Below are 21,317 nucleotides of genomic sequence, written 5' to 3'. Positions count from 1 at the left end.
AAAGTTTGTAAATGAATTTACCTCTTTTAGAATTTATATTTATTTTTTTTAATGATAAACCAAAACACAAAACAATTTAGTTATCAGTTATTTAATCTATTATTAAAAAATCATTAATACATTTTATAGTATACTTTGCACAAAAATATTAAATCCTGTGTAACCTTTTTACCTTTTCATACGTATATATTATAGTAACTCTTTTTTGAGGAAAAAATAAATGAGACAATTAAAAATCACTAAGCAGGTTACCAACAGGGAAACTGCTTCATTAGACAAGTATTTGCAGGAAATTGGTAAAGTGGAACTGATTACTGCGGACGAGGAAGTAGAATTGGCACAAAGAATACGTGCCGGCGACAGAGCCGCACTTGAGAAATTAATCAAAGCCAACCTTCGTTTCGTAGTATCTGTATCTAAGCAATACCAAAATCAGGGTCTTTCTTTACCCGATTTGATCAATGAAGGTAACTTAGGATTAATGAAAGCGGCAAAAAGGTACGATGAAACTAGAGGTTTCAAATTTATCTCTTATGCAGTATGGTGGATCCGTCAATCAATTTTACAGGCATTGGCTGAACAGTCAAGAATTGTAAGATTACCATTGAACAAGATTGGATCTATCAACAAAATCAATAAAGCATACGCTCACCTTGAACAGGAAAATGAAAGACCACCTTCTCCGGAAGAATTGGCTGAAGTTCTTGACATGAGCGAGGAAGATATCAAAGAATCTATGAAAAACTCCGGAAGACACCTGTCTATGGATGCACCTTTGGTAGAAGGTGAAGATTCTAATCTTTATGATGTATTACGTTCAGGAGAATCTCCAAGTCCTGATAAAGATCTGATGCTTGAATCTTTACAAATTGAGATTGAAAGAGCATTGAATACTTTGACGCCAAGAGAGGCTGATTTAGTAAGATTATACTTCGGACTGAACGGAAAACACCCAATGACTTTAGAGGAAATTGGTGAAACTTTCGATCTTACAAGAGAGAGAGTTCGTCAGATCAAAGAAAAAGCAATTAAGAGACTAAAACACAATACCAGAAGCAAGATCCTTAAATCTTACCTGGGTAAATAATTTTAGCGTAAAAATTTTATAGGCGGAGTCTGTTTTCAGGCTCCGTTTTTTTATGGATGTAACATTTTTCAAAGTTTATTCAACTAATTAAAATCATATCCTTTAATCCACTTGCGTTAGCATTGAAATGATTAACTTTAATAGCTTTGAATATGATGCTGATTTTCAACTAAAACAAAACATACTATGAAAAAAATACTTTTCGCTTCTATCCTTGCCTTGTCTCTATTTTCCTGCAGTGAAAACAAATCGCAGCACGCTCCTGTGGTAGAAAATGCAGTTGACAATGCTGAATCTTCAGTTTCCGGTGCTATTAAAAAAAATACCAGATACTCCTCACGTGAAGGAAATCTTGTTCAGGAAATCTATCTGGAGCTTATAAAAAATGATAAAACTTTACAGGATCTTGACTTAAGAATAGAAAATATTCAAAAGGAAACGGAAACCTCCATTTCGGAATATGATGATATTATCGGTAAATCGGAAACATACTATAATGATGCAACGGCACTATCAAATTCGGTAACCGATTCTATTACAAAGAAGCAAATTGAAAAAGAGATAAAAGCAAGCGCTGAAAAATATGATGTAAAAACACAGACGATCAGAGACCTCATCGCCAAAATAAAAGCAAACAGGACCACACTTCATGATCAATACCTTGTATTCAAAATCAGAAAAACACTTCCTGAAATTGAAAAATATCAAAAGGCCCATCCTCTGAAAACAGACAGTCTCAATCAATTTATCAATAAGCAGAATAAACTGCTGGAAGAGCTGAAAAATCTGAAATAAAATTATAACACCTTATGAAATATACGACCCAATGGCTTACCGATAAAAGCCGCGTAAAAGAACTTGTAGACTTTTTTATTACGCATAAAACAGATGCTTATATTTCTCATGGCGAAATGATGTCCGGCAGAGCCATAGACTCACACCACTGGAATCCTGATCTTGAACTGATCCTGACAGAACAGCTGATCACCGATTTTAATTCCGATGGCAGTTCCAAACTGAATATTCTGGTTGCAGAAAATGAAAATGGAGAAATAGTCGGCATGATGGTTTTCAACGTCATCAACAGTCCTTTTAAAAAGTATGCTATTCTGGAAGATATGCTTCTGGATCAGTCAGTGAGAGGCCAGTCTCTTGGAAGTAAACTGCTGGAGAAAGCTATTCATGAATCTAAAAGCTGGAACATCAGTTTTATCTTATTAGAAAGTGGAGTCAACAATCATGGCGCTCACAACTTTTTCAGTAAGTACGGTTTCAAAAAAGTGTCGGAGAGTTATATTTTAAGTTTATAAATTAAAATTCAGGTCCTAACTTATGAGCACCATTTCTATTATCGGAGCCGGAATCGGAGGACTTATCCTCGGAAATGTACTGAAACAGCATCAGTATGATTTCACGATCTATGAATCTGCGCCTGAAATAAAACCGGTAGGAGCAGGAATTATGATGGCCGTCAATGCAATGCAGATATTCGATAAATTAGGTTTAAAGGAAAAAATTAAAAAATCATCAACAATTTATTAATAACAACTAAAAATTAACAACATGAAAAAAATTTTTTATGTATTGCTCCTGCTCATAGGAGTTCATACGGCACAAGCTCAGGAAGTCCCGGTACTGGACAGAGCTTTATTCTTTGGTAACCCGGAAATTTCCGGAGGACAACTGAGTCCCGATGGGAAATGGATTTCCTTTACAAAAGAATATGAAGGGATTATGAATATCTGGGTAAAAAAAATTGATGAGCCTTTTGAAAAAGCACGTCCTTTAACAAACAGCAAACGCCCGTTGAATGGATATTTCTGGACAGAAGACGGAAAATATATTCTGTATGTAAAAGATAATAACGGGGATGAAAACATGAATATTTTTGCAGTAGATCCTATGGCAAAAGTAACAAAAGGAGTTCCGGAATCAAGAAATATTACACCGCTTAAAGACGTTACTGCAAGTATCTACATGGCAAGCAGAAAAGATCCCGATTTGCTGATGATTGGATTGAATAACCGCGATAAAGCATGGCATGATCTGTATTCGGTGAAAATTTCTACAGGAGAACTGAAAAAGATTTACGAAAATAGAGACCGTATCACCAGCTATGAATTTGACTGGGATGAAAAATTAAGGGTTCTTTCCAAAACGGATGATAAAGGAACGACACAGTTTTTTTATAAAGAAGGTGATAAACTGACTCCTATTTACGAAACACTGGTTACAGAAAGTGCTTATATCTCCAACTGGAACGAAGACAATTCTAAGTTTTATCTGGTAACCAATAAAGGAGATCTCGATAAATCTGCACTATTCCTGATGGATCCTAAAACAAAACAGATTACAAAAATAGAAAGTGATCCTAAAGATAAGGTGGACTTCGGAGGACTGTTTTTAGACAGAAATACAAGAAAAATGATCTACACTTCTTATACCGGAGATAAAACAGAATATTACTGGAAAGATAAAGCCTGGGAAGCTAACTACAAATTCCTGCAAAGTAAATTCCCTGGAAGAGAGGTTGGTTTTGCAAGTTCTACCAATGATTATTCTAAGTTCCTTGTTTCCGTAGGAGGAGATAAATATGCTTCAGAAGCCTATTTCTTCGATGCCAAGACAAAACAGCTGATATTCCAGTATACGCCAAGAACAGAACTGAAAAAAGTTGAAAAATACCTGGCTGCCATGACTCCTATCAGCTATAAAAGCAGTGACGGACTTGAAATTCCGGCTTACCTGACTTTACCTGTAGGTTCTTCTGGAAAGAATGTTCCTGTTGTGGTTTTAGTACACGGAGGCCCGAAAGGTCCAAGAGATTATTGGGGATATAACTCAACCGTACAGTTTTTAGCCAACAGAGGATATGCTGTGCTTCAGCCTAACTTCAGAGCAAGTGGCGGATATGGTAAAAAGTTCCAGAATGGCGGAGATCTTCAGTGGGGAAAGCTGATGCAGGATGACATTACCTGGGGCGTAAAATATCTGATCGATCAGGGAATTGCAGATAAAAACAAAGTGGTGATCATGGGAGGAAGCTACGGTGGCTATGCAACGCTGGCCGGGCTGGCTTTCACTCCGGATGTATATGCTGCGGGAGTAGATATCGTAGGACCAAGTAACTTATTTACATTACTGGATTCTGTTCCTGCTTATTGGGAATCTGCCCGTGCATTCCTTTATGGGATGGTAGGTGATCCAAAAACGGAGGAAGGTAAAAAACGTATGCATGATGCAAGCCCACTATTCAGTGTAGATAAAATCAATAAACCATTATTGATTGTTCAGGGAGCTAATGATCCAAGAGTAAAGCAGGCTGAAGCAGATCAGATTGTCATTGCTCTTCGTGATAAAGGTAAAAAGGTAAACTACATTCTTGCTGATGATGAAGGTCATGGATTCCGTAAACCTGTAAACAGCATGGCTATGTATGCTGAAACCGAAAAATTCCTTGCTGAAGTTATCGGAGGAAGATATCAGAAAGAAATGCCTGAAAATGTGGCAAAACGTCTGAAGGAAATGACGGTTGATATTTCAAAAGTTACTTATACACCAGCAAAGACTGAAAAAGCCGTGGGAGCTTCTAAATAAAAGCATCTTATATATTACATAAAGCCATCTCGTGAAAATGAGGTGGCTTTTGCTTTTAGCTAAATTATTAACATTTTTCTTATAAAATTTATACCCATCAATTCCATAAAACCAACACATTACATTTGAGTAATTAATAATAAAAAATACTATTATGAATGTAAAAGAAAAAGAAAAAATTGAAAAGCTAGTTAAAAACCAATTAGCTCAATTTATTACTCTTAAAAGACTTACTATTCTTAAAATTAAATCTTTCTGATTTATTACAAACTTACCACGCAAAGGCTTCACTTTTGAATAGTAAAATTTTAAGGGAGCAAAGCCGGAATCAATTTCATTGATTCTTTTTAAGCGAATGTATTATTTAAAGCTTCATCAACGACAAAGTCGCAACTCTTTGCCCTCTAAAATTAAGCATTGCAATTATCTATTCTGAATAAAGTTTTTGTATCCACAAACAAAGCCATTCGTTTCAGAATGGCTTTTATCTTTTTAATTCTTATTGGCTTTATTATTTTCAGTCTGCACCAACTCTATCCAGCGGACCATTTCTTTTACCTGACTTTCAGAAAGCACAGCTTTCGGATGTAGATAAGTATAAGACGTAAGCGGCATTTTTTTTCTGTTGGATCTGATTAGCAACAGATTCTAATTTATTGGCCTGCTTACGTTGACTGTAGCTACCCCATTCATTAAAATTCAATTCCTCTTTTCCTTTTTTAATATGCTTTTCAAGATAATAACTTAAAGGCTGTATATAGGAATAGAACGGATAATGCGTAGAATTGCTGTGACAGTCATAACAAGATTGCCTTAAAACAGATTGTACATTCTCGGGAACTTTATAAACCTTTGAAATATCTGTTGAAGGAACCTGCCCGTAATCAATATTACGGGCAGGCTGAATAATCTGAATAAGTAAAAAAATGAGAACAAACCCTAAAAATATGCTTTTAATGTGCCGGTTCATTTCTTTTTACATTTTAAAATACTTTTTTTACAGAGCCACAGTTAATCATTTTCTGTCCCTCATATGGATTGACAATCTCCTCCGACTCGCTGATCCAGGTTCCACCTTTTCCATTATTGTACATAGGACAGAAATCCTGGTATAATTTTAAACCGCCGGTTCCCTGTTCTTTTATTAAATCGGTGATATCATTACTCAGGGAAAACAGATGTTCTCTCTGATGAGCTATATCATCAGATTTTTTACCTATATGTTCTGCGTTCTCTGCTGCACTTTCTATAATATCACGCAACTCAGAATTGTTTTTTGCATCGGTTGTACTGATGTCTATTTTCTTTAAGATGGAAAACAGGTTTTTAGCCGCATCGGAAGCTTTTTTAGAATCATCCTGAGCCAGGGCATTTTTTAGAGGAAGGTAACCTTTGATAACTTGCTGAATCGGAAAAGGTGAAAGCTCCTCTGCTTCTTTTTTATTTTCCGGATTTTCTTTTAGCTCCTGACTTGAAGTTTCGCCAGCCTCAGTTGTTTCTATTGTTTTGATTTCCGGTTCTGCGGCCTTGTTTTCAGCTATTTTATGATCGGGTTTATTACAAGAATATAATGTAGCTCCTACAAACAATACGGTTATTATATTTTTCATTGTTTCTTAAATAATAGGGTTAAAAAATTAATATGTTAAAGTGACACCTGCGCCCCAGCCCAGTTCGTTATCATAATTTCCTGAAAGAGACAGCCATTTCTGAACGATATATCTCACTCCGGTTGAAAACTCACCGTCTGAATTGACAGAGAAATTTCCTCTCAGTCTTCTGGAAAGTGGTATATCTTCTCGGCTAAGTTCCAATAACACTTTTCCGTTTTGATCAACACTTGCGTCAGCAGTGATGAGCATTGGCAGCACATACTGCATACCCACCATGAATGTAAACTTATTCTTGGAGGCTTTCTGCTGCCCGAACCAGGTCTTTTTACCGTGAAAATCCGTTCCCATATCTTCTGCCATCTGTCTTTCCATGATCTCATGATTCTTTTGAACTCTGATTCCGGCATAAGGAAGCGCCCACTGGAATTTACCTAAAAAACGTCCCACTTTCGCACTTCCTTCGAAATGATCAAAGTTCCAGTTGGAATGAAACTCATTCAGGTTAGCCCATCTAGGCCCGAACATCGTCATCGTTTCTGCATGGATTCTATTGCTAGCTACATCCAGCATCGCCATAGAACTGGTCATTTTATTATCCTGTATGAAATTTTTCCAGGCTAATTTCCTGTTGGGAAGCTGCGGATTGGGCTTTGAGTTTTCATAACTGAAGATTCTTCCCATTCCTGCCATCATATGGTATAAAATGTGACAGTGGAAAAACCAGTCTCCATCCTGATTCGCAGCAAATTCTATCGTTACGGTTTCCATTGGCATGATATCCACAACATTTTTCAGTGGAGAATATTCTCCTTTTGAATTGATCAATCTGAAATCATGACCGTGAAGGTGCATCGGGTGACGCATCATAGAATTATTATACATCTTGATTCTAAGAACCTCTCCTTTTTTGATCAGAATTTTATCTGTCTCTGTTACGGTTTTATTATCCAGTGTCCACAGATAATGATTCATATTCCCTTCCAGCGTAAATTTCATTTCACGAATGCTGTCTGAGGGAAGAATGGTTTTCTCAGGAGATTTCAAAATATTGTAAGACAGTCTTTTGATTGTTTTCTCTTCCTTCATATCCATTCCGGCATGTTGAGAATGATCCTCTTTCTGATCTTCCTTCGTCTTCACACCCATCATTTCATTGATGTGCTTCGCTGTAGTCTTTCTCTGGCTTTCGGATAATTCAGGGTACATCACTTCGTTCATATCCATCATCTGATTTCCCATCGTCATATTCATCGGTTTCATATTTCCGCTCATCTCCATCATGCCGTTCATCATTTTCATCCCTTCAAAAAGCATCAGCCTTGGAAGGTTGGGAGCTTCAACCTTTTCTCCTGAACCCAGCCAGAGAGAAGCGTGTCCTATTCTGTCTTCAGAAGTCGCTCTGAATTCAAAGCTTTTGTTTTCAGGAATGGTCACTTCAATATCATAGGTTTCCGACACTCCTACAATCAGACGGTCAACTTCTATCGGTACCACGTCATTCCCGTCATTTCCCACTACTTTTATCTTTCCTCCGCCATAATTTAACCAGAAATAGGTAGAGGAACCTCCATTGGCAACTCTCAGTCTTACTTTATCACCCGCTTTTACATTAGAATAATCTGAACTTGGTGCGCCATTGATTAAGAATTTATCGTAATAAACATCACTTACATCCATGGCTTCCATTCTTTTCCATTCATTCAGTACTTTTGTCCCAAAATTTCCCGATTTGATAGCTTCCCAGTAACTTTGTACGGCGTTTTTCTTTACAGCATACCAATCTGTATTCGCCATATGAAGTCTTCTTGTAATCTGCATCGGATCATCATCACTCCAATCTCCCAGCAATACCGGAATTTCAGCATTGTATGTTGTTTTTGGCTCACCTTCTCTTTTTTTGAAAACCAGAATACCGTTCATCCCAATCTGTTCCTGAAGGGCTTCGTGCGAATGATACCAATAGGTTCCGTTCTGAGAAATTCTGAATTTGTATAAATGAGTTTCCCCGGGTTTTACAGGTTTTGTGGTAAGGTATGGAACACCGTCATGTTCATTGGGAAGAATCACGCCGTGCCAATGCAGCCCTGTATTTTCTTTAAGCATATTGTGCAGGTAGATCTCTGCAGTATCTCCTTCTGTAAAATATAAAGTCGGAGCCTGAAGTTTCCCGTTGATTGCAATTGCTCTTCTGTTTTTTCCTGTAAAATTGACAATCGTATCTTTTACATAGAGATCGTAACGAACTGTTTTTCCTCCAAAAGTAATCTTTCCATTTTCTGAATTACGTTTTAAAACAGATTTTTCTTCTTTAGGATTTTCAGCCTGTGTATGGGAATGATCTTCTTTTTCTACCAGTTCCATCCCGCATTTAGGACATTTTCCCGGTTTGTCCGAAACTATTTCAGGATGCATCGGGCAGGTATACGTAGTTTGAGCCTGTTTCTGAGCTTTAGATTCCGATTGATTTAAATCCTGAGTTTTAGCCGGCAATACAATCTTTGTCTGAGATTTAGCATCATTAACCTTTTTAGCTTCTGCTTTTTTCTCAACCTTTCTCTTATTTATTTTTGTTTCTGCAGGTTTTGCTTTAGCCTCTGTTTTAGGGGTAGGCTTTACTTCCGGTTTTGCTGCTACTTTGGGTTTTATAACCACTGTTTTTTTCACGAGAGTCATTCCGCATTTCGGGCAGTCTCCGGGTTTTGATGACACCACTTCCGGGTGCATGGGACAGGTATAATACGTTTTTGTAGTTTGTGCGAAAGTAAACACAGAGAATAAAAGCATCAGAAACATTATCAGTTTTTTCATAATATTTCGAACTTTTTAGAAGCTGCATGGATTAAAGTTAATTCTAATTTAAGCCATGCAACTTATTGTTTTTAAAAATAATACAACAATTAGTTAATTTCTGACTTTACGCTACCACAAGAAAGCATAGATTTCCCATAGTATGGGTTAACGATCTGTTTTTCATCGCTTAGCCAGCTTCCGTCTGCCATTGGGCAATATTGAACGTAGACTGGTTTTTCAGAAAGTTTGAACTCTTTGGTCAAAGCAATCATATTGTCGGAAAGATTGAAAAAAGTTTCTCTTTGTGCGGCAACTGTTCTTGCTTCAGAAATGGCAGAGGCATCTTTTCTGAGAATATTAAGGTTTCCTTCAGAAACAACTTTATAATCAATAGCTGAAGCTGTTTTGATAAATTCTGTTGCAGCTTTTGAGGTTTTGTCCGCATCATCTGATGCTAAAGCTGATTTTATCGCAATATAGTTCTGATATAACTTAGAAACCTGAGCATCCTTTTTAGATTGTGCTGATAATGAAATGATTGAAAATAAAGATAAGGCTGCTGTGATGATATATTTTTTCATTGTTTTAAATTTTAGAATTAATTTTTTAATAAAGAATAAGGGATAACGCATCGGTAGTGCGTCAGAACATGTCGTCTGTAACGGTATATGATTCATTATACCGGAAACGACTGACGGATTCTAGATTCTAAAATTACAATGATTGATGTAGATAGGGACCGGCCGGAATTCAGGCGGCGCATTAATCTGGATCTGGGTAAATTTCGTAGCTGAAAAAGACTTGTCAACAACTGGAAACTGATGTTTCACCGGAATTTCTGAAACTGCACTTAAGAAATCCACATTCAGATAATCTGATTTCTGTGAATCGTCTACTTTTACAATTTTAATCTCCGTTTTGCAGCATCCTTTTTTATCTTTAACGCCGCATTTTCCACAGATGTCATCTACTTTCTGGCTTACGGAAACAAATTCTTTCATGCAATAATGAATGCTAAATGCCGCTCCGGAAGAAAATCCGAAGTAGAAAATAGAAAACAATATGGCAAGAATCTTTTTCATTGGTAAGACAAAGTTAAAAATATCTGTGATACCGTTGTTATAAAATTTGGTAATGTTGTTATAAAATTCGGGTAAATAAAAAAGCTTCCAAAAAATTTGAAAGCTTTTATTTTACATATTTTCTGACAGATCAAGGTAAAATCAACCTCAACCTTTATTTTTTACAGTTTGAATTCCAGTTTTACATTAAAGAAACGTCCTGTAAGACGTACCGGAACAGGATACATATAATTGCTGTTATAATCTGTGATCCATTGGTTCGCAACAGTATTGTTAATATTAAATGCGTTGAACACCTGAACGCCTAATGTCAGCTCTTCAAAATTACCCCAGAAACCGGATCTCTTATTTTTTTCTTTTGGATCAATAAATACCTTTGTCAACCCTAAGTCTACCCTTTTATAGGAAGGAAGGGTCTGCTGATAATTATAAGCTGAGCCAAAATCCGGCTGTCCGTTACTGTTGAATAGTACAGGAGCTCCTGTAGGTAATCCCATAGCGTACACGAGGGTAAGGTTCACACGCATAGACGGAAAACTTGGCATATAATCCTGATAGAACATAGCAAACCTCAACCTTTGATCTGTAGGTCTTGGAATATCTCCTCTTCCATCAATATTTTCATACACTCTGGCATAACTTGCAGACAACCATGAATCCACACCCGGAACAAATTCTCCGAATAGCCTGGTATCGATACCATAAGCATATCCTTTTGAATTATTTTGCCCGGAATAACGAATCCTTACATTATCCATATAATAAGGAATCAGGTTATCCATTTTCTTGTAATAAAGTTCCGTTGTCAGTTTGAATGGTCTGTCATACATCTGGAACTCATAATCATTGGCAAGAATGACCTGGATAGAACGCTGCGATTTTATATTAGAGTTAAAATTACCATCTAAATCTTTAATTTCTTTATAGAAAGGAGCCTGATAGTAGATTCCCCCTGAAATTTTGAACAACATATCGCTGTCCCAATCCGGTTTGATCGCAAACTGGGCTCTTGGTGAAAATATGGTTTCTTTATTGAAACTCCAGTTGGCAACACGTACTCCGGCATTCACAAACACTTTACTGGCACCCCAGTAGAACTTCTGTGAATACTGTGCGTATGCTGAAAGTCTTGTAGGCTCAATATTATTTTGCCCGGCAATATAATAAGCAAGCTTAAGATCTCCTGTGGTTCCGGTTCTCGGATCAATAATTTCAGGTCTTGGCAGGCTGTATCCGGCAGAATCTACCAACTTCCACTCATTGGTAAGATCTTTCAGGTTTTCTTTTTCATATTTGAAACCTACTTCAAAATCTGTATTGACATTGGGTGAAAATTTAGCTCTGAATTGTGTTCCGTAGGTTCTTACAAACAAGTCGTTTCTTGCATGTTCTATCTGCCCTCCAACATCAAAAGACGTTACAGGCTGCTGTGTCACAGGATCAAAAGTTTGCAGCTCGTATGCTGACTGTATCGTGTAATATTCTCTTTCTCTGTTCTGATAAGCAAAGGCATCCAGGGTAAGCTTCCACTTATCTGCCGGCTTATAGTTCATAGAGAATGTTCCCATCATATTTTTATACTGGTCATTTTCCTGACCTCCATATCCAATATTAACGGTAATAGGCTGCTGAAGACTTCCGAAAGTAACACTTTTTGCCCTTGGGATCATCTCATAATCATTCTTGGAATAATATCCGATGAATGACATGGAGAATTTGTCACTGACATGATAATTGAGATAAGACTGGAAATCCCAATAGGTTGGATTAAAGTCTGTATCTTCTTTTAAGGTATTAAGAACAAGGTTGGTATTTCTGTATCTGCCGGAAAATAAAGCAGTAAATTTTTTATTTTTTGAAGCCAGACCTGTTGTAAGCCTTCCTCCAATTAAGCTTGCCTCTCCTGAAACTTCAAATTTTTCAGGCTCACGGTAATAGATATTTAAGGCAGAAGACATTTTATCGCCATACTTAGCTTCAAATCCTCCCGCAGAGAAATTCACTGCAGAAACCATATCCGGGTTGATAATACTCATTCCTTCCTGTTGAGAGTTTCTGATCAGGAAAGGTCTGTAGATCTCAATATCATTAATGTAGATCAGGTTTTCATCATAGTTTCCACCACGAACCATATATTGTGAGGACAGCTCGGTATTGGAGTTTACGGAAGGTAGTGTTTTAAGCAATCCTTCAATCCCACCATTTATAGAAGCTACTGATTTCGCTTCTTTTGCTGAAATTCTTACGTTGGTAAGGTCGTTTGTTTTTCCTGTTGCTTTTTTCTGGAAGACAACTTCCTCTATATCGGTTACTTTAGTGGTCGCTGTATCTTTTTTCCTTTGTTGGGAGAAAAACAATACAGGGACCATAAGGCTTAGCGGTAAAACTAGTTTTTTCAAAAGAAATGTTTTAGAATTTCTAAAATTAATGTTTTTTTAACAATTACAAAATCGATTCTCTAATTCTTGTCAATTTTTGTAACAAATCTTCTAATAAATCTAATCTTAACATGTTGGCACCATCAGATAACGCGGTTTCCGGTGTAGGATGTGTTTCGATGAAAATTCCGTCTGCTCCCACTGCAATTCCTGCTTTGGCAACGGTTTCAATAAGGTCCGGTCTTCCGCCTGTAACGCCTGAGCTTTGATTAGGTTGTTGTAAAGAGTGAGTAACATCCAAAATCACTGGAGCGTATTCTCTCATCGTAGGAATTCCTCTGTAATCTACAATCAGATCTGTATATCCGAAAGAATTTCCTCTTTCAATAATGGCTACTTTCTCGTTATTGGAATCTGTAATTTTCTGAACCGCAAACTTCATCGCTTCCGGAGAAAGGAACTGACCTTTTTTAAGGGTAACACATTTTCCTGTTTTAGCAGCAGCCACCAATAAATCAGTCTGGCGCACCAGGAACGCAGGAATCTGTAAAACATCTACATACTGTGCGGCTAATGCTGCATGCTCATTTTCATGGATATCTGTTGTGGTAGGAATATTGAAAGTCTCTCCTACTTTTTTAAGGATTTCAAGAGATTTCTCTTCACCAATGGTTGTGAAAGAATCTACACGGCTTCTGTTAGCCTTTTTGAAACTTCCTTTGAAAATATAAGGAATATTGTATTTATCTGTGATGCTGATTACTTTTTCAGCAATTCTTAATGCCATATCTTCCCCCTCAATAATACAAGGTCCGGCAATAAGGAAAAAGTTTTTTGAATCTTTGTGCGAAATATTATCTAAATACTGAATCATTTTGTTGTAATTAAAAAGTTCAGTAAAAATACTGAGAAAGTTTCACAAATGGAAATTATTTGATTGCTTTAACAGGCTATGGCTGCAATAGTTTTTGGCTTTTGGATTTCTTATTATTTATTGATAGATGCTTCGACAGGCTCAGCATGACAGCTCTGATACTAGCTTTTAATCGGCACTGGATAATTGATAAGTGATGGATGCTTCGGCAGGCTCAGCATGACAGCTCTAATACTAACTGTTAATGAGGGCTTGATAATTGATAGATGCTTCGACAGGCTCAGCAGGACAGCTCTAATACTAACTGTTAATGAGGGCTTGATAATTGATAGATGCTTCGACAGGCTCAGCAGGACAGCTCTAATACTAACTGTTAATGAGGGCTTGATAATTGATAGATGCTTCGACAGGCTCAGCATGACAACCCTAATACTAACAGTTAATGAGGACTTGATAATTGATGGATGCTTCGGACAGGCTCAGCATGACAGCTCTGATACTAGCTATTTTATTTATTTGAAAATTATAATACAAAGTATAAACCATCAATGTACAAACACCTACGTCGAAGCCACATTATATTAACGTTATTTTTTAGCGGTGTCATGCTGAGCCTGTCGAAGCATTGCGATAATTATTTGAAATTTTTTTAAATTTTCTCATGCCCGTTCACCTTCCTGCTGGTAAACTGATCTTTAAGACTTTTTTTGCCCAGTACTTTCCAAAGGTAGAATCTGCGTAGATCAGCAAAATCTGTGGGAAACACTACTATAATTTATAAAAATAAAATAGGTTTTGGCTGAAGCCAATGACTGTTACTTTTTTGATAAACGGGCTAAAGCCCGTTCCCATTGAATTTCCAATAAATGTTATAATAACTGGATAAGCTATATCGAAGGATGATTCGTGTATTTTAATTCATCTTTTTCAAAATTTTTTCAAATGTATTCACATTCCTGCTGGTAAACTGATCTTTAAGGCTCTTTTTACCTAATACTTTCCCGAAGGTAGAATCTAAGGTATTTCCTTTCGGAACCTGCCAGTAAAATATATCATTAACGATTGCAGCCTTTTCATTTTCTACCTGAGTGGCTTTCTGAAACTCCTCCATCAAAACCTTTTCCACTCCGGGAATCCCTACAAAGCCATAGATGTGAAATGTATCGTTCTTTTCAAAAGGAATACTGTTCCAGAACACTTCTATCTCTTCCTGGGTTTTCACAAACAAAAAAGCTTCGTAAGAAAAATGGTCAGACATCGCTTTTTCAAGAATGGTCTTTAACTCCTCCACATTTTTATCTGAAGAAAACACAATATTTCCGGACGCCAATATTGAACTTACGTCTTTCATCCCCGCATCTTTAAAAACCTGGCAGACTTCCGCCATTTTCATATTGGTTCCTTTTACGTTGACGCCACGGAGAAAAGCACAGTATTTCATTTTTTCAGGTATTAGGTTTGTTTTGAGTTTGAGGGTTTGAGAGTATTAGAGTGAAAGAGTTATTTTAAACTGTTTCACTAAAATATTTCAATCTTTTAATCAATTCTAATGTACAAATTATAGTCTGTTCCGGAAGGTTTCAGATGGTAAATTTTTTCCAGAATCTTATGATCACTATTCAGATGATCTTTGACACGGAATTCTTTCAGAAGCTTATAATGGGTTTTATAGTATTCTGAATTGGCATTCTTTTCTTCATATAAATTCTGATAAGAAAGAAGATATTTCGGTTTTCTATTTTTTACCGTGTTGATCCAGTAATTCGTTTTATCTTTTTTAATTTCCTTCTGAATCTGTTTATCAACCAATCCAACCTCATCAATCGTTTTTAATCCTGAAAAATAAGGCACATAACCTGCCGGCTCCAATAAAATCCATTGGTTTTTATCTTTTTCATATTGATTTAAAAAGGTACCAATCGTTCTGCGGTAGTTCCACTCTCCGTTTCCTGTTGCAATACAGTGAACAGTCTGGAAAACAAACATCGGAAAAATATAGAATACAATTAATAATGAAAGCCATAGGTTTTTCTTCTCTTTCTGTTCCAGTACGAAAATAAGAACAGGAACAAAAAGTAAAAGCTGCGGCACCCAGTAATACCAGTCGAATAAACTTTTTTGAGAAATGAAAATGATTTGTTTTGCCCATCCGAAAAGAAAAATCATCCACAAAAAGTAGTTTCTTTTTTCCCTTTGTCTGATCAGATAAATAAAGCAAAGCAATTCAAAAATCAAAACTACGATAGTCAGCGGATTGAAATCTCCCGGAACTTTCAGCATTCCCCAGAAATTCCCAAAGCTTTTAAAGAAATATCCGATATGCTGCTGGATCGTAAAATTTTCACTGTAAAGCAATTTTTTTGCGGTAATGGTATTGTTCACCAGTTCTCCAAAGTAAAACCAGTTGAAAGCAACGGTTGATAAAACTCCAAAAGCTCCTCCAAAAACATAATTCCATCTTATTTTTCTGTTCCAGAACAGATCCACAAGAAATACAATTCCAAGGAATATGACGGTATCAATTCTGGTAAACATGATTAAAACGGGAAAGAGTGTCACAACCCATTTTTTCCCTTTGTTAAATCCGTAGTACAACAATGCCATCTCCAGAAAAAACAGAATTCCATATTCCATACCAAGGATTGAAATTTTAATGGCTGGCGGTAAAATACCGATCAGAAATATAAAGATTGCCTTATGCCATGGATTTTTTAAAACCAGATTAGACAGCCATAAAGTTCCTATGGTAAACAGTATGGAATTAAAAATCAAAAGAGGCTCAATAAAATTTTCTTTTCCAAAAACAAGATTGAAAATATAGGATACAAAAACATACAGATGTGTTGTAGATGCAGAAATTTTAGTATCTCCATTGAAGCCGATTACTCCATAATCCAATAGATTCTGGGCAACTCTCCAGGTGATAAACGCATCTTCCTGGATATAGTGCGTTAATAAAAAAAGAAGTTTAAAAAGAACCGTAGCAATGACGGCATACATTGGGAATTTGTTATTTTGTGTTTCGGACATTATGTATTTTTACTTTCACAAATATAATCTTAAAATTCAGGATTCCCAATAATAAAAAAACGGAACCGAAGTTCCGTTTTAAAGTATTTTATTTTGTTGCTTTGATAATTGCAGTCGTAATCTGATTTTCCTTTTCTTTGGAATAGGTAGAATCATAAGGCTCCATCACATCAAATAAGTACTGATAGAAAGGCGTAATTTCCTGTACATTTTCAGACTCTTTCATCGCCTTATCTCTGCCCATTTCCTGAAGATCTTTGATAAATACATTGAACTTCTTGTCAATCGGCTCTATGGATTTTACCAGATAAGCATATGCTTTTTCTTTCTGTCCGATCTTTGTATAAGCATCTGTTACTGCAGAAACCACAAGAGAATATTCCATTGGTTTTGTTCTCATCTGTCTTCTCAGATAGCTTTGATCTGCTTTGGAAAGACTTAAATAATAATCATACTCTTCAAAGATTCCTTTTTTAAGCACTTCAGCAATCTGAAGACCTTTCTGCTCCTGCCCTGCAATAATGTATCCTGAAACAATTGAACTTAATGAACGGGGATCATTATATTTCTCTGCCGGAATTTCTTTGGCTGCAAGATCCAGAATTTCCAATGCTTTAGCTTTCTGTCCGCTTAATGCAAGGGCTGCTGCCGCTCTGCTCGCTGACATTCTATAGCTGATGATATTGGAAGTAGCCGTTTCATCAAAGTGAGCATTTAAGTTTTTGAAGTTCCCCCATCTGAAGTTTTTCACTACATTATAAAGAGAATTGGCATCTACTCGTCCCATATCTCCATCAGCGCTCGGAGGTGTCTGGATAGGAATCAATCTGTAACTGAATCCGTCAAACTGAAGGTAATCGTTCAGATAGAAAATATTTTCGCTGTCATAAATACCTCCTGATGAGAAGTTGATCGGACGCTTCCAGTCGAAGTTCGCTAAAAGATCCATCAAAATCAGGTTGTTCTTATAAAGCGTATTTCCTTTGTAAGTAATCATAATCTGATTGGCTACGTTTGGAAGATCTTCTTTGTTGATAATTCCTGCTTTTAAAGCATTTTCTTTATTCACAGGAAGGATGAATTTGTTGACCGGAAGAATATTGTATTTTTCAAATTTCTCTTCACCGAAATACATTTTCAACAATTCGTCTTTTTCAGGAGATTTGAATTTAATGAATTCAATCGCCTGTTTCAAAGTTAAAGAATCCTGAGTAAGATATTTTCTGAAAGACTGGAATTCTGTTTCCGGAGCTCCCTGTTCTTTCAACATAGAGAAAACACCTTCCCAATCTTCCTTCTTCATCATATAGATCTGGTCGTTTACCCCATCTCTATAGTCGTCGTGTGTCAGCTGGCTAGGGATTCCCATTGCATTGTACGTTCTTCTTTTGATCTGATCCAGATTCCATGGAGTTGAAGCAAGAGTAAAGTTAACCACCTTCACATCATCCCTGAACTGTTCTGTCTCCTGAATAGCCCAAACCGGGTAAGTATCGTTATCTCCGTAAACGAAAAGGATATCGTTTTTCGGCAATGATTTTAACACTGAATACGCATAGTCGTATGCAGTATATCTGTTGCTTCTGTCATGAACATTATAGTTCTGGAAGCCCATCATGAATGGTACTCCTAATAAAACCACTCCCAGAGCAATATTAGCCCCGTTTGATTTTATTTTAGATTGTAAGAACCAAAGAATAGCTCCGGCACCCAAACCGATCCAGATCGCAAATGCATAGAAAGAACCTACCATTGCATAATCTCTTTCTCTCGGTTCAAAAGGTTTTACCCCAGTATAGAAAACAATCCCTACACTTGTTAAAATAAATAAAGATAACAATGCATAGAATCTTCCGAAATCTCTGTTCAACTGGAAGAAGAACCCAATCAATCCTAAAATTAACGGAAGGAAGAAGAATTTAACTGTACTTTCATTCTTAAATTTAGCAGGCATTTTATCCTGATTTCCTACCACAGCATTATCAACGAAAGGAATTCCGGAAATCCAGTTTCCTTTTGTGCTTTCCATGTTTCCTTCAAGATCATTTTGTCTTCCTACGAAGTTCCACATCAGATATCTTACAAAGTAATATCCGTTCTGGAAAGTAATAAAATAATCCATATTCTGAAGAAATGAAGGCTTCTGAACATTGATCAGATTATAAGGTTTTACTTTCAGATAATCTGAAGCGGTAATTGATTTATCTTCATATTTTGCTCTCAGTTCGTCAAAGATCTGCTTTGCCTGCGGATTGTCTGCCACATCTTCATTAGAATAATTGAATGTAAAATCAGGAGCGCCATACATAGAAATATAGTTGGCCATTACATCCTTATCTTCATTAAACATTCTCGGCATTAAGCTTACCTGAGACTTGTTGAATACATAATTGAAACGGTCTCCCGTTTTTCTGTAGGTTCCGGTTTTTTCATCTTTTTCATAGATTTCCCCGGTTTTCTTTGTTTTGAAACTTCCGTCTTCGTTTTTCTCAATTCCGTTAGCATCAAGGAATGCCGTGTAGTTTTGTCCGTAAATAGTAGGCCAGTCACCATACTGCTCTCTGTTATAATAATCGAGCATACCGATTGCCGTATCCGGATCATTAAGGTTCATTGGCGGGTTGGCATTCGCTCTGATAGGAATAACCATCCAGCAGGAGAACCCTATCATCATGAAAACTACAGATAATGCAGCCGTCTGATAAATGTTTCTTTTTGCCTTTCTTGCATATTTAATTAAGAAGTAGCAGATCGCTACCATTAAAATAAACGCTGCAATGGTTCCGGAGTGGAAAGGAAGTCCAAGACCATTCACAAAGAAAATCTCAAGTCTTCCGAACATTGTCATAATTAAAGGGAAGATAATTTTGAAAACAATAATCAAAATCCCTAATGTAATAAGGTTTGCCCAGATAAAGTTTTTCCAGGTAAACTTGTAATTTCTTGCATAGTATACCAGACATACTGCAGGAATTGCCAGCATACACATCATATGTACTCCTACAGAAAGTCCTAAAACGAAGAAAATAAGAATAATCCATCTTTCACTGTCTCCCGCCTGATACTCATTCTCCCATTTGGTGATTAACCAGACCAAAAGCGCAATGAACATAGAAGCCATAGAGTAAACCTCTCCCTCTACCGCAGAGAACCAGAACGTATCTGAGAATGTAAAGCAAAGTGCTCCCACTGCTCCCGCAAATAAAATAGAGATTTCCTGATGTTTTGTAATTTCTTCAAAATCTTTGTTTAAAAGTCTTCTCACAAAATGAGTGATCGTCCAAAACAAAAATAAAATAGTCAGCGCACTGAACAATGCAGACATCGCGTTGATCACGATAGAATAGTTTTCGCCTTTCCCTAATGCAAAAATGGCTGCCACGGCACCCACTATCTGGAATAAAGCAGCTCCGGGAGCGTGCGTTACTTCAAGTTTTACTGCAGAAGAAATGTACTCGCCACAATCCCAGAAACTGAAATTGGGTTCTATGGTGGACAAGTACGTAAAGAAAGCAATAACGAAAATCACCCATCCTGAAACGGTGTTCCATTGCCTAAAAGTCCAATTTTTCATAGTATTAAATCAATTATGCGAAAATAAGGCTTTTATCTTATTTTATGCGGGTTTTAACAAAATTTAAAAATTTTGGCGCAGTATTTGCGATTATACTCGTGTCAAAACTGAAAATACTAAAATATTTTTTTACAAACTATGCCCTAGAAATCAAACAAAAGTTTAGTAATTATTTATTTTTTTGTATTTTTGCAGTCAGATTTTTATTGAAAATAACAAATAATGAGTAATGTTTACGATAATATTCTTGGCCTGATAGGACACACTCCGATGGTGAAGCTAAATACTGTGACAAAAGATATTCCAGCAACCATTTATGCCAAGTTAGAATCATATAATCCTGGACATTCCACTAAAGACCGAATCGCACTTCATATTATAGAAAACGCAGAGAAAAAAGGCCTTTTAAAAGAAGATTCTGTAGTTGTAGAAACTACTTCCGGTAATACCGGGTTTTCTATTGCGATGGTATGTATCATTAAGGGATATAAATGTATTCTTGCAGTAAGTGATAAAACAAAACCTGAAAAAATTGCTTATCTGAAAGCATTGGGAGCTACGGTATATATATGCCCGGCCAATGTACCGGCAGATGATCCAAGGTCATATTATGAAGTAGCTAAAAGAATCGCTCAGGAAACTCCTAATTCTATTTACATCAATCAATATTTTAACGAATTGAATATTGATGCACACTATCAGACAACAGGTCCCGAGATCTGGGAACAGACACAAGGTAAGATCACTCACCTTTTTGCCTGCACCGGAACGGGGGGTACGCTGTCTGGTTCTGCCAAATTTTTGAAGGAAAAAAATCCTGATATCAAGATTATTGGTGTAGATGCAGACGGTTCGATCCTTAAAAGCTATCACGAAACAGGAGAAATACATAAAGAAGATGTACATCCTTATCAGATTGAAGGAATGGGTAAAAACCTGATCCCTTCTGCCCTGCTTTTTGACAAGGTAGATGAGTTTGTAAGGGTAAATGATGAAATGTCCGCGTACAGAACCCGCGAAATTGCTTTGAAAGAAGCCATCATGGGAGGTTATACTACCGGAGCTGTAACCCAGGGATTGATGCAGTATGCCCAGTCTCATGAACTTACAGAAAATGACGTAGTTGTTTTGATTTATCCTGACCACGGTTCCAGATACATCACTAAAGTATACAGTGACAAATGGATGGCAGAACAAGGATTTGTTAACAACTGTGTTCACAACTATGACGAAGTTTTCAAAACCGAGTTTATCAAATAAGAACGAATAAAATCACGATACAAATAAATAAA

The 21,317-nt window shown here is 36.7% G+C and carries 17 protein-coding genes; 6 read left to right on the top strand and 11 right to left on the bottom strand.

Annotated elements, in window-relative coordinates; genetic code table 11:
- Window positions 1-220: 220 nt before the first annotated feature.
- From ACLI50_RS03015 to ACLI50_RS02995, 5 genes are all read left to right on the top strand, one after another.
- The gene (locus ACLI50_RS03015) at window positions 221-1,087 is read left to right on the top strand and encodes a sigma-70 family RNA polymerase sigma factor (protein ID WP_002979276.1); all 867 of its coding nucleotides are present in this window, start codon (window positions 221-223) and stop codon (window positions 1,085-1,087) included.
- Between the two features lie 186 nt (window positions 1,088-1,273).
- Window positions 1,274-1,882: a hypothetical protein gene (locus ACLI50_RS03010; protein ID WP_411413122.1), complete on the top strand. Its 609-nt coding sequence runs from the start codon at window positions 1,274-1,276 to the stop codon at window positions 1,880-1,882.
- 14 nt (window positions 1,883-1,896) lie between these two features.
- Complete coding sequence (locus ACLI50_RS03005; protein ID WP_202840601.1) at window positions 1,897-2,397, top strand: GNAT family N-acetyltransferase; 501 nt, start codon at window positions 1,897-1,899, stop codon at window positions 2,395-2,397.
- Window positions 2,398-2,419: 22 nt separating this feature from the next.
- Entirely contained in the window at window positions 2,420-2,629 is a 210-nt protein-coding gene (locus ACLI50_RS03000; protein ID WP_228436669.1) for an NAD(P)-binding protein, read from the top strand.
- Between the two features lie 21 nt (window positions 2,630-2,650).
- The gene (locus ACLI50_RS02995; RefSeq protein WP_411413121.1) at window positions 2,651-4,684 is read left to right on the top strand and encodes a S9 family peptidase; all 2,034 of its coding nucleotides are present in this window, start codon (window positions 2,651-2,653) and stop codon (window positions 4,682-4,684) included.
- Window positions 4,685-5,176: 492 nt separating this feature from the next.
- Here ACLI50_RS02995 and ACLI50_RS02990 read toward each other — a convergent pair whose 3' ends face one another.
- From ACLI50_RS02990 to ACLI50_RS02940, 11 genes are all read right to left on the bottom strand, one after another.
- Window positions 5,177-5,299: a hypothetical protein gene (locus ACLI50_RS02990; protein ID WP_411413120.1), complete on the bottom strand. Its 123-nt coding sequence runs from the start codon at window positions 5,297-5,299 to the stop codon at window positions 5,177-5,179.
- Complete coding sequence (locus ACLI50_RS02985; RefSeq protein ID WP_411413119.1) at window positions 5,250-5,654, bottom strand: heme-binding domain-containing protein; 405 nt, start codon at window positions 5,652-5,654, stop codon at window positions 5,250-5,252. The genes ACLI50_RS02990 and ACLI50_RS02985 overlap by 50 nt, the downstream gene beginning before the upstream one ends.
- Window positions 5,655-5,667: 13 nt before the next feature.
- The gene (locus ACLI50_RS02980) at window positions 5,668-6,294 is read right to left on the bottom strand and encodes a DUF3347 domain-containing protein (RefSeq protein ID WP_411413118.1); all 627 of its coding nucleotides are present in this window, start codon (window positions 6,292-6,294) and stop codon (window positions 5,668-5,670) included.
- Between the two features lie 27 nt (window positions 6,295-6,321).
- A complete protein-coding gene (locus ACLI50_RS02975; RefSeq protein ID WP_411413117.1) occupies window positions 6,322-9,105 on the bottom strand; it encodes a multicopper oxidase domain-containing protein in 2,784 nt (927 codons plus the stop codon).
- Window positions 9,106-9,194: 89 nt separating this feature from the next.
- Window positions 9,195-9,668, bottom strand: a complete 474-nt coding sequence (locus tag ACLI50_RS02970; protein WP_411413116.1) for a DUF3347 domain-containing protein — start codon at window positions 9,666-9,668, stop codon at window positions 9,195-9,197.
- 120 nt (window positions 9,669-9,788) lie between these two features.
- The gene (locus ACLI50_RS02965) at window positions 9,789-10,169 is read right to left on the bottom strand and encodes an HYC_CC_PP family protein (RefSeq protein WP_238349628.1); all 381 of its coding nucleotides are present in this window, start codon (window positions 10,167-10,169) and stop codon (window positions 9,789-9,791) included.
- A gap of 161 nt (window positions 10,170-10,330) precedes the next feature.
- Window positions 10,331-12,568, bottom strand: coding sequence for a TonB-dependent receptor plug domain-containing protein (locus tag ACLI50_RS02960; RefSeq protein ID WP_411413115.1), 2,238 nt, complete (start codon window positions 12,566-12,568; stop codon window positions 10,331-10,333).
- 43 nt (window positions 12,569-12,611) lie between these two features.
- Window positions 12,612-13,421, bottom strand: coding sequence for a 3-deoxy-8-phosphooctulonate synthase (gene kdsA / locus ACLI50_RS02955; protein ID WP_280210965.1), 810 nt, complete (start codon window positions 13,419-13,421; stop codon window positions 12,612-12,614).
- Window positions 13,422-14,334: 913 nt separating this feature from the next.
- Window positions 14,335-14,862: a DUF1697 domain-containing protein gene (locus tag ACLI50_RS02950; RefSeq protein WP_411413114.1), complete on the bottom strand. Its 528-nt coding sequence runs from the start codon at window positions 14,860-14,862 to the stop codon at window positions 14,335-14,337.
- A gap of 95 nt (window positions 14,863-14,957) precedes the next feature.
- Window positions 14,958-16,451 (bottom strand): DUF8728 domain-containing protein, encoded by a 1,494-nt coding sequence (locus ACLI50_RS02945; protein ID WP_411413113.1) that lies wholly within the window; start codon window positions 16,449-16,451, stop codon window positions 14,958-14,960.
- Window positions 16,452-16,539: 88 nt separating this feature from the next.
- Window positions 16,540-20,025 (bottom strand): glycosyltransferase family 117 protein, encoded by a 3,486-nt coding sequence (locus tag ACLI50_RS02940; RefSeq protein ID WP_202840615.1) that lies wholly within the window; start codon window positions 20,023-20,025, stop codon window positions 16,540-16,542.
- A gap of 222 nt (window positions 20,026-20,247) precedes the next feature.
- Between ACLI50_RS02940 and ACLI50_RS02935 the strand changes: the two genes are divergently transcribed.
- The gene (locus tag ACLI50_RS02935) at window positions 20,248-21,285 is read left to right on the top strand and encodes a PLP-dependent cysteine synthase family protein (protein ID WP_110010212.1); all 1,038 of its coding nucleotides are present in this window, start codon (window positions 20,248-20,250) and stop codon (window positions 21,283-21,285) included.
- The last annotated feature ends 32 nt before the right edge of the window (window positions 21,286-21,317 follow it).

The organism is Chryseobacterium cupriresistens (assembly GCF_046614675.1).
Lineage (GTDB): Bacteria > Bacteroidota > Bacteroidia > Flavobacteriales > Weeksellaceae > Chryseobacterium > Chryseobacterium cupriresistens.
The sequence above is the reverse complement of the archived record's forward strand: the minus strand, read 5'-3'. Positions and strand labels throughout refer to the sequence as shown.

What these genes read in the sequence shown, in the direction of transcription:
- ACLI50_RS02990 (WP_411413120.1), bottom strand. Translation starts at nt 5,299, where the DNA reads ATGCCGCTTACGTCTTATACTTATCTACATCCGAAAGCTGTGCTTTCT.
- ACLI50_RS02950 (WP_411413114.1), bottom strand. Translation starts at nt 14,862, where the DNA reads ATGAAATACTGTGCTTTTCTCCGTGGCGTCAACGTAAAAGGAACCAAT.
- ACLI50_RS03005 (WP_202840601.1), top strand. Translation starts at nt 1,897, where the DNA reads ATGAAATATACGACCCAATGGCTTACCGATAAAAGCCGCGTAAAAGAA.
- ACLI50_RS02970 (WP_411413116.1), bottom strand. Translation starts at nt 9,668, where the DNA reads ATGAAAAAATATATCATCACAGCAGCCTTATCTTTATTTTCAATCATT.
- ACLI50_RS02945 (WP_411413113.1), bottom strand. Translation starts at nt 16,451, where the DNA reads ATGTCCGAAACACAAAATAACAAATTCCCAATGTATGCCGTCATTGCT.
- ACLI50_RS02980 (WP_411413118.1), bottom strand. Translation starts at nt 6,294, where the DNA reads ATGAAAAATATAATAACCGTATTGTTTGTAGGAGCTACATTATATTCT.
- ACLI50_RS03000 (WP_228436669.1), top strand. Translation starts at nt 2,420, where the DNA reads ATGAGCACCATTTCTATTATCGGAGCCGGAATCGGAGGACTTATCCTC.
- ACLI50_RS02935 (WP_110010212.1), top strand. Translation starts at nt 20,248, where the DNA reads ATGAGTAATGTTTACGATAATATTCTTGGCCTGATAGGACACACTCCG.
- ACLI50_RS02940 (WP_202840615.1), bottom strand. Translation starts at nt 20,025, where the DNA reads ATGAAAAATTGGACTTTTAGGCAATGGAACACCGTTTCAGGATGGGTG.
- ACLI50_RS02995 (WP_411413121.1), top strand. Translation starts at nt 2,651, where the DNA reads ATGAAAAAAATTTTTTATGTATTGCTCCTGCTCATAGGAGTTCATACG.
- kdsA (WP_280210965.1), bottom strand. Translation starts at nt 13,421, where the DNA reads ATGATTCAGTATTTAGATAATATTTCGCACAAAGATTCAAAAAACTTT.
- ACLI50_RS03010 (WP_411413122.1), top strand. Translation starts at nt 1,274, where the DNA reads ATGAAAAAAATACTTTTCGCTTCTATCCTTGCCTTGTCTCTATTTTCC.
- ACLI50_RS02985 (WP_411413119.1), bottom strand. Translation starts at nt 5,654, where the DNA reads ATGAACCGGCACATTAAAAGCATATTTTTAGGGTTTGTTCTCATTTTT.
- ACLI50_RS02975 (WP_411413117.1), bottom strand. Translation starts at nt 9,105, where the DNA reads ATGAAAAAACTGATAATGTTTCTGATGCTTTTATTCTCTGTGTTTACT.
- ACLI50_RS02965 (WP_238349628.1), bottom strand. Translation starts at nt 10,169, where the DNA reads ATGAAAAAGATTCTTGCCATATTGTTTTCTATTTTCTACTTCGGATTT.
- ACLI50_RS03015 (WP_002979276.1), top strand. Translation starts at nt 221, where the DNA reads ATGAGACAATTAAAAATCACTAAGCAGGTTACCAACAGGGAAACTGCT.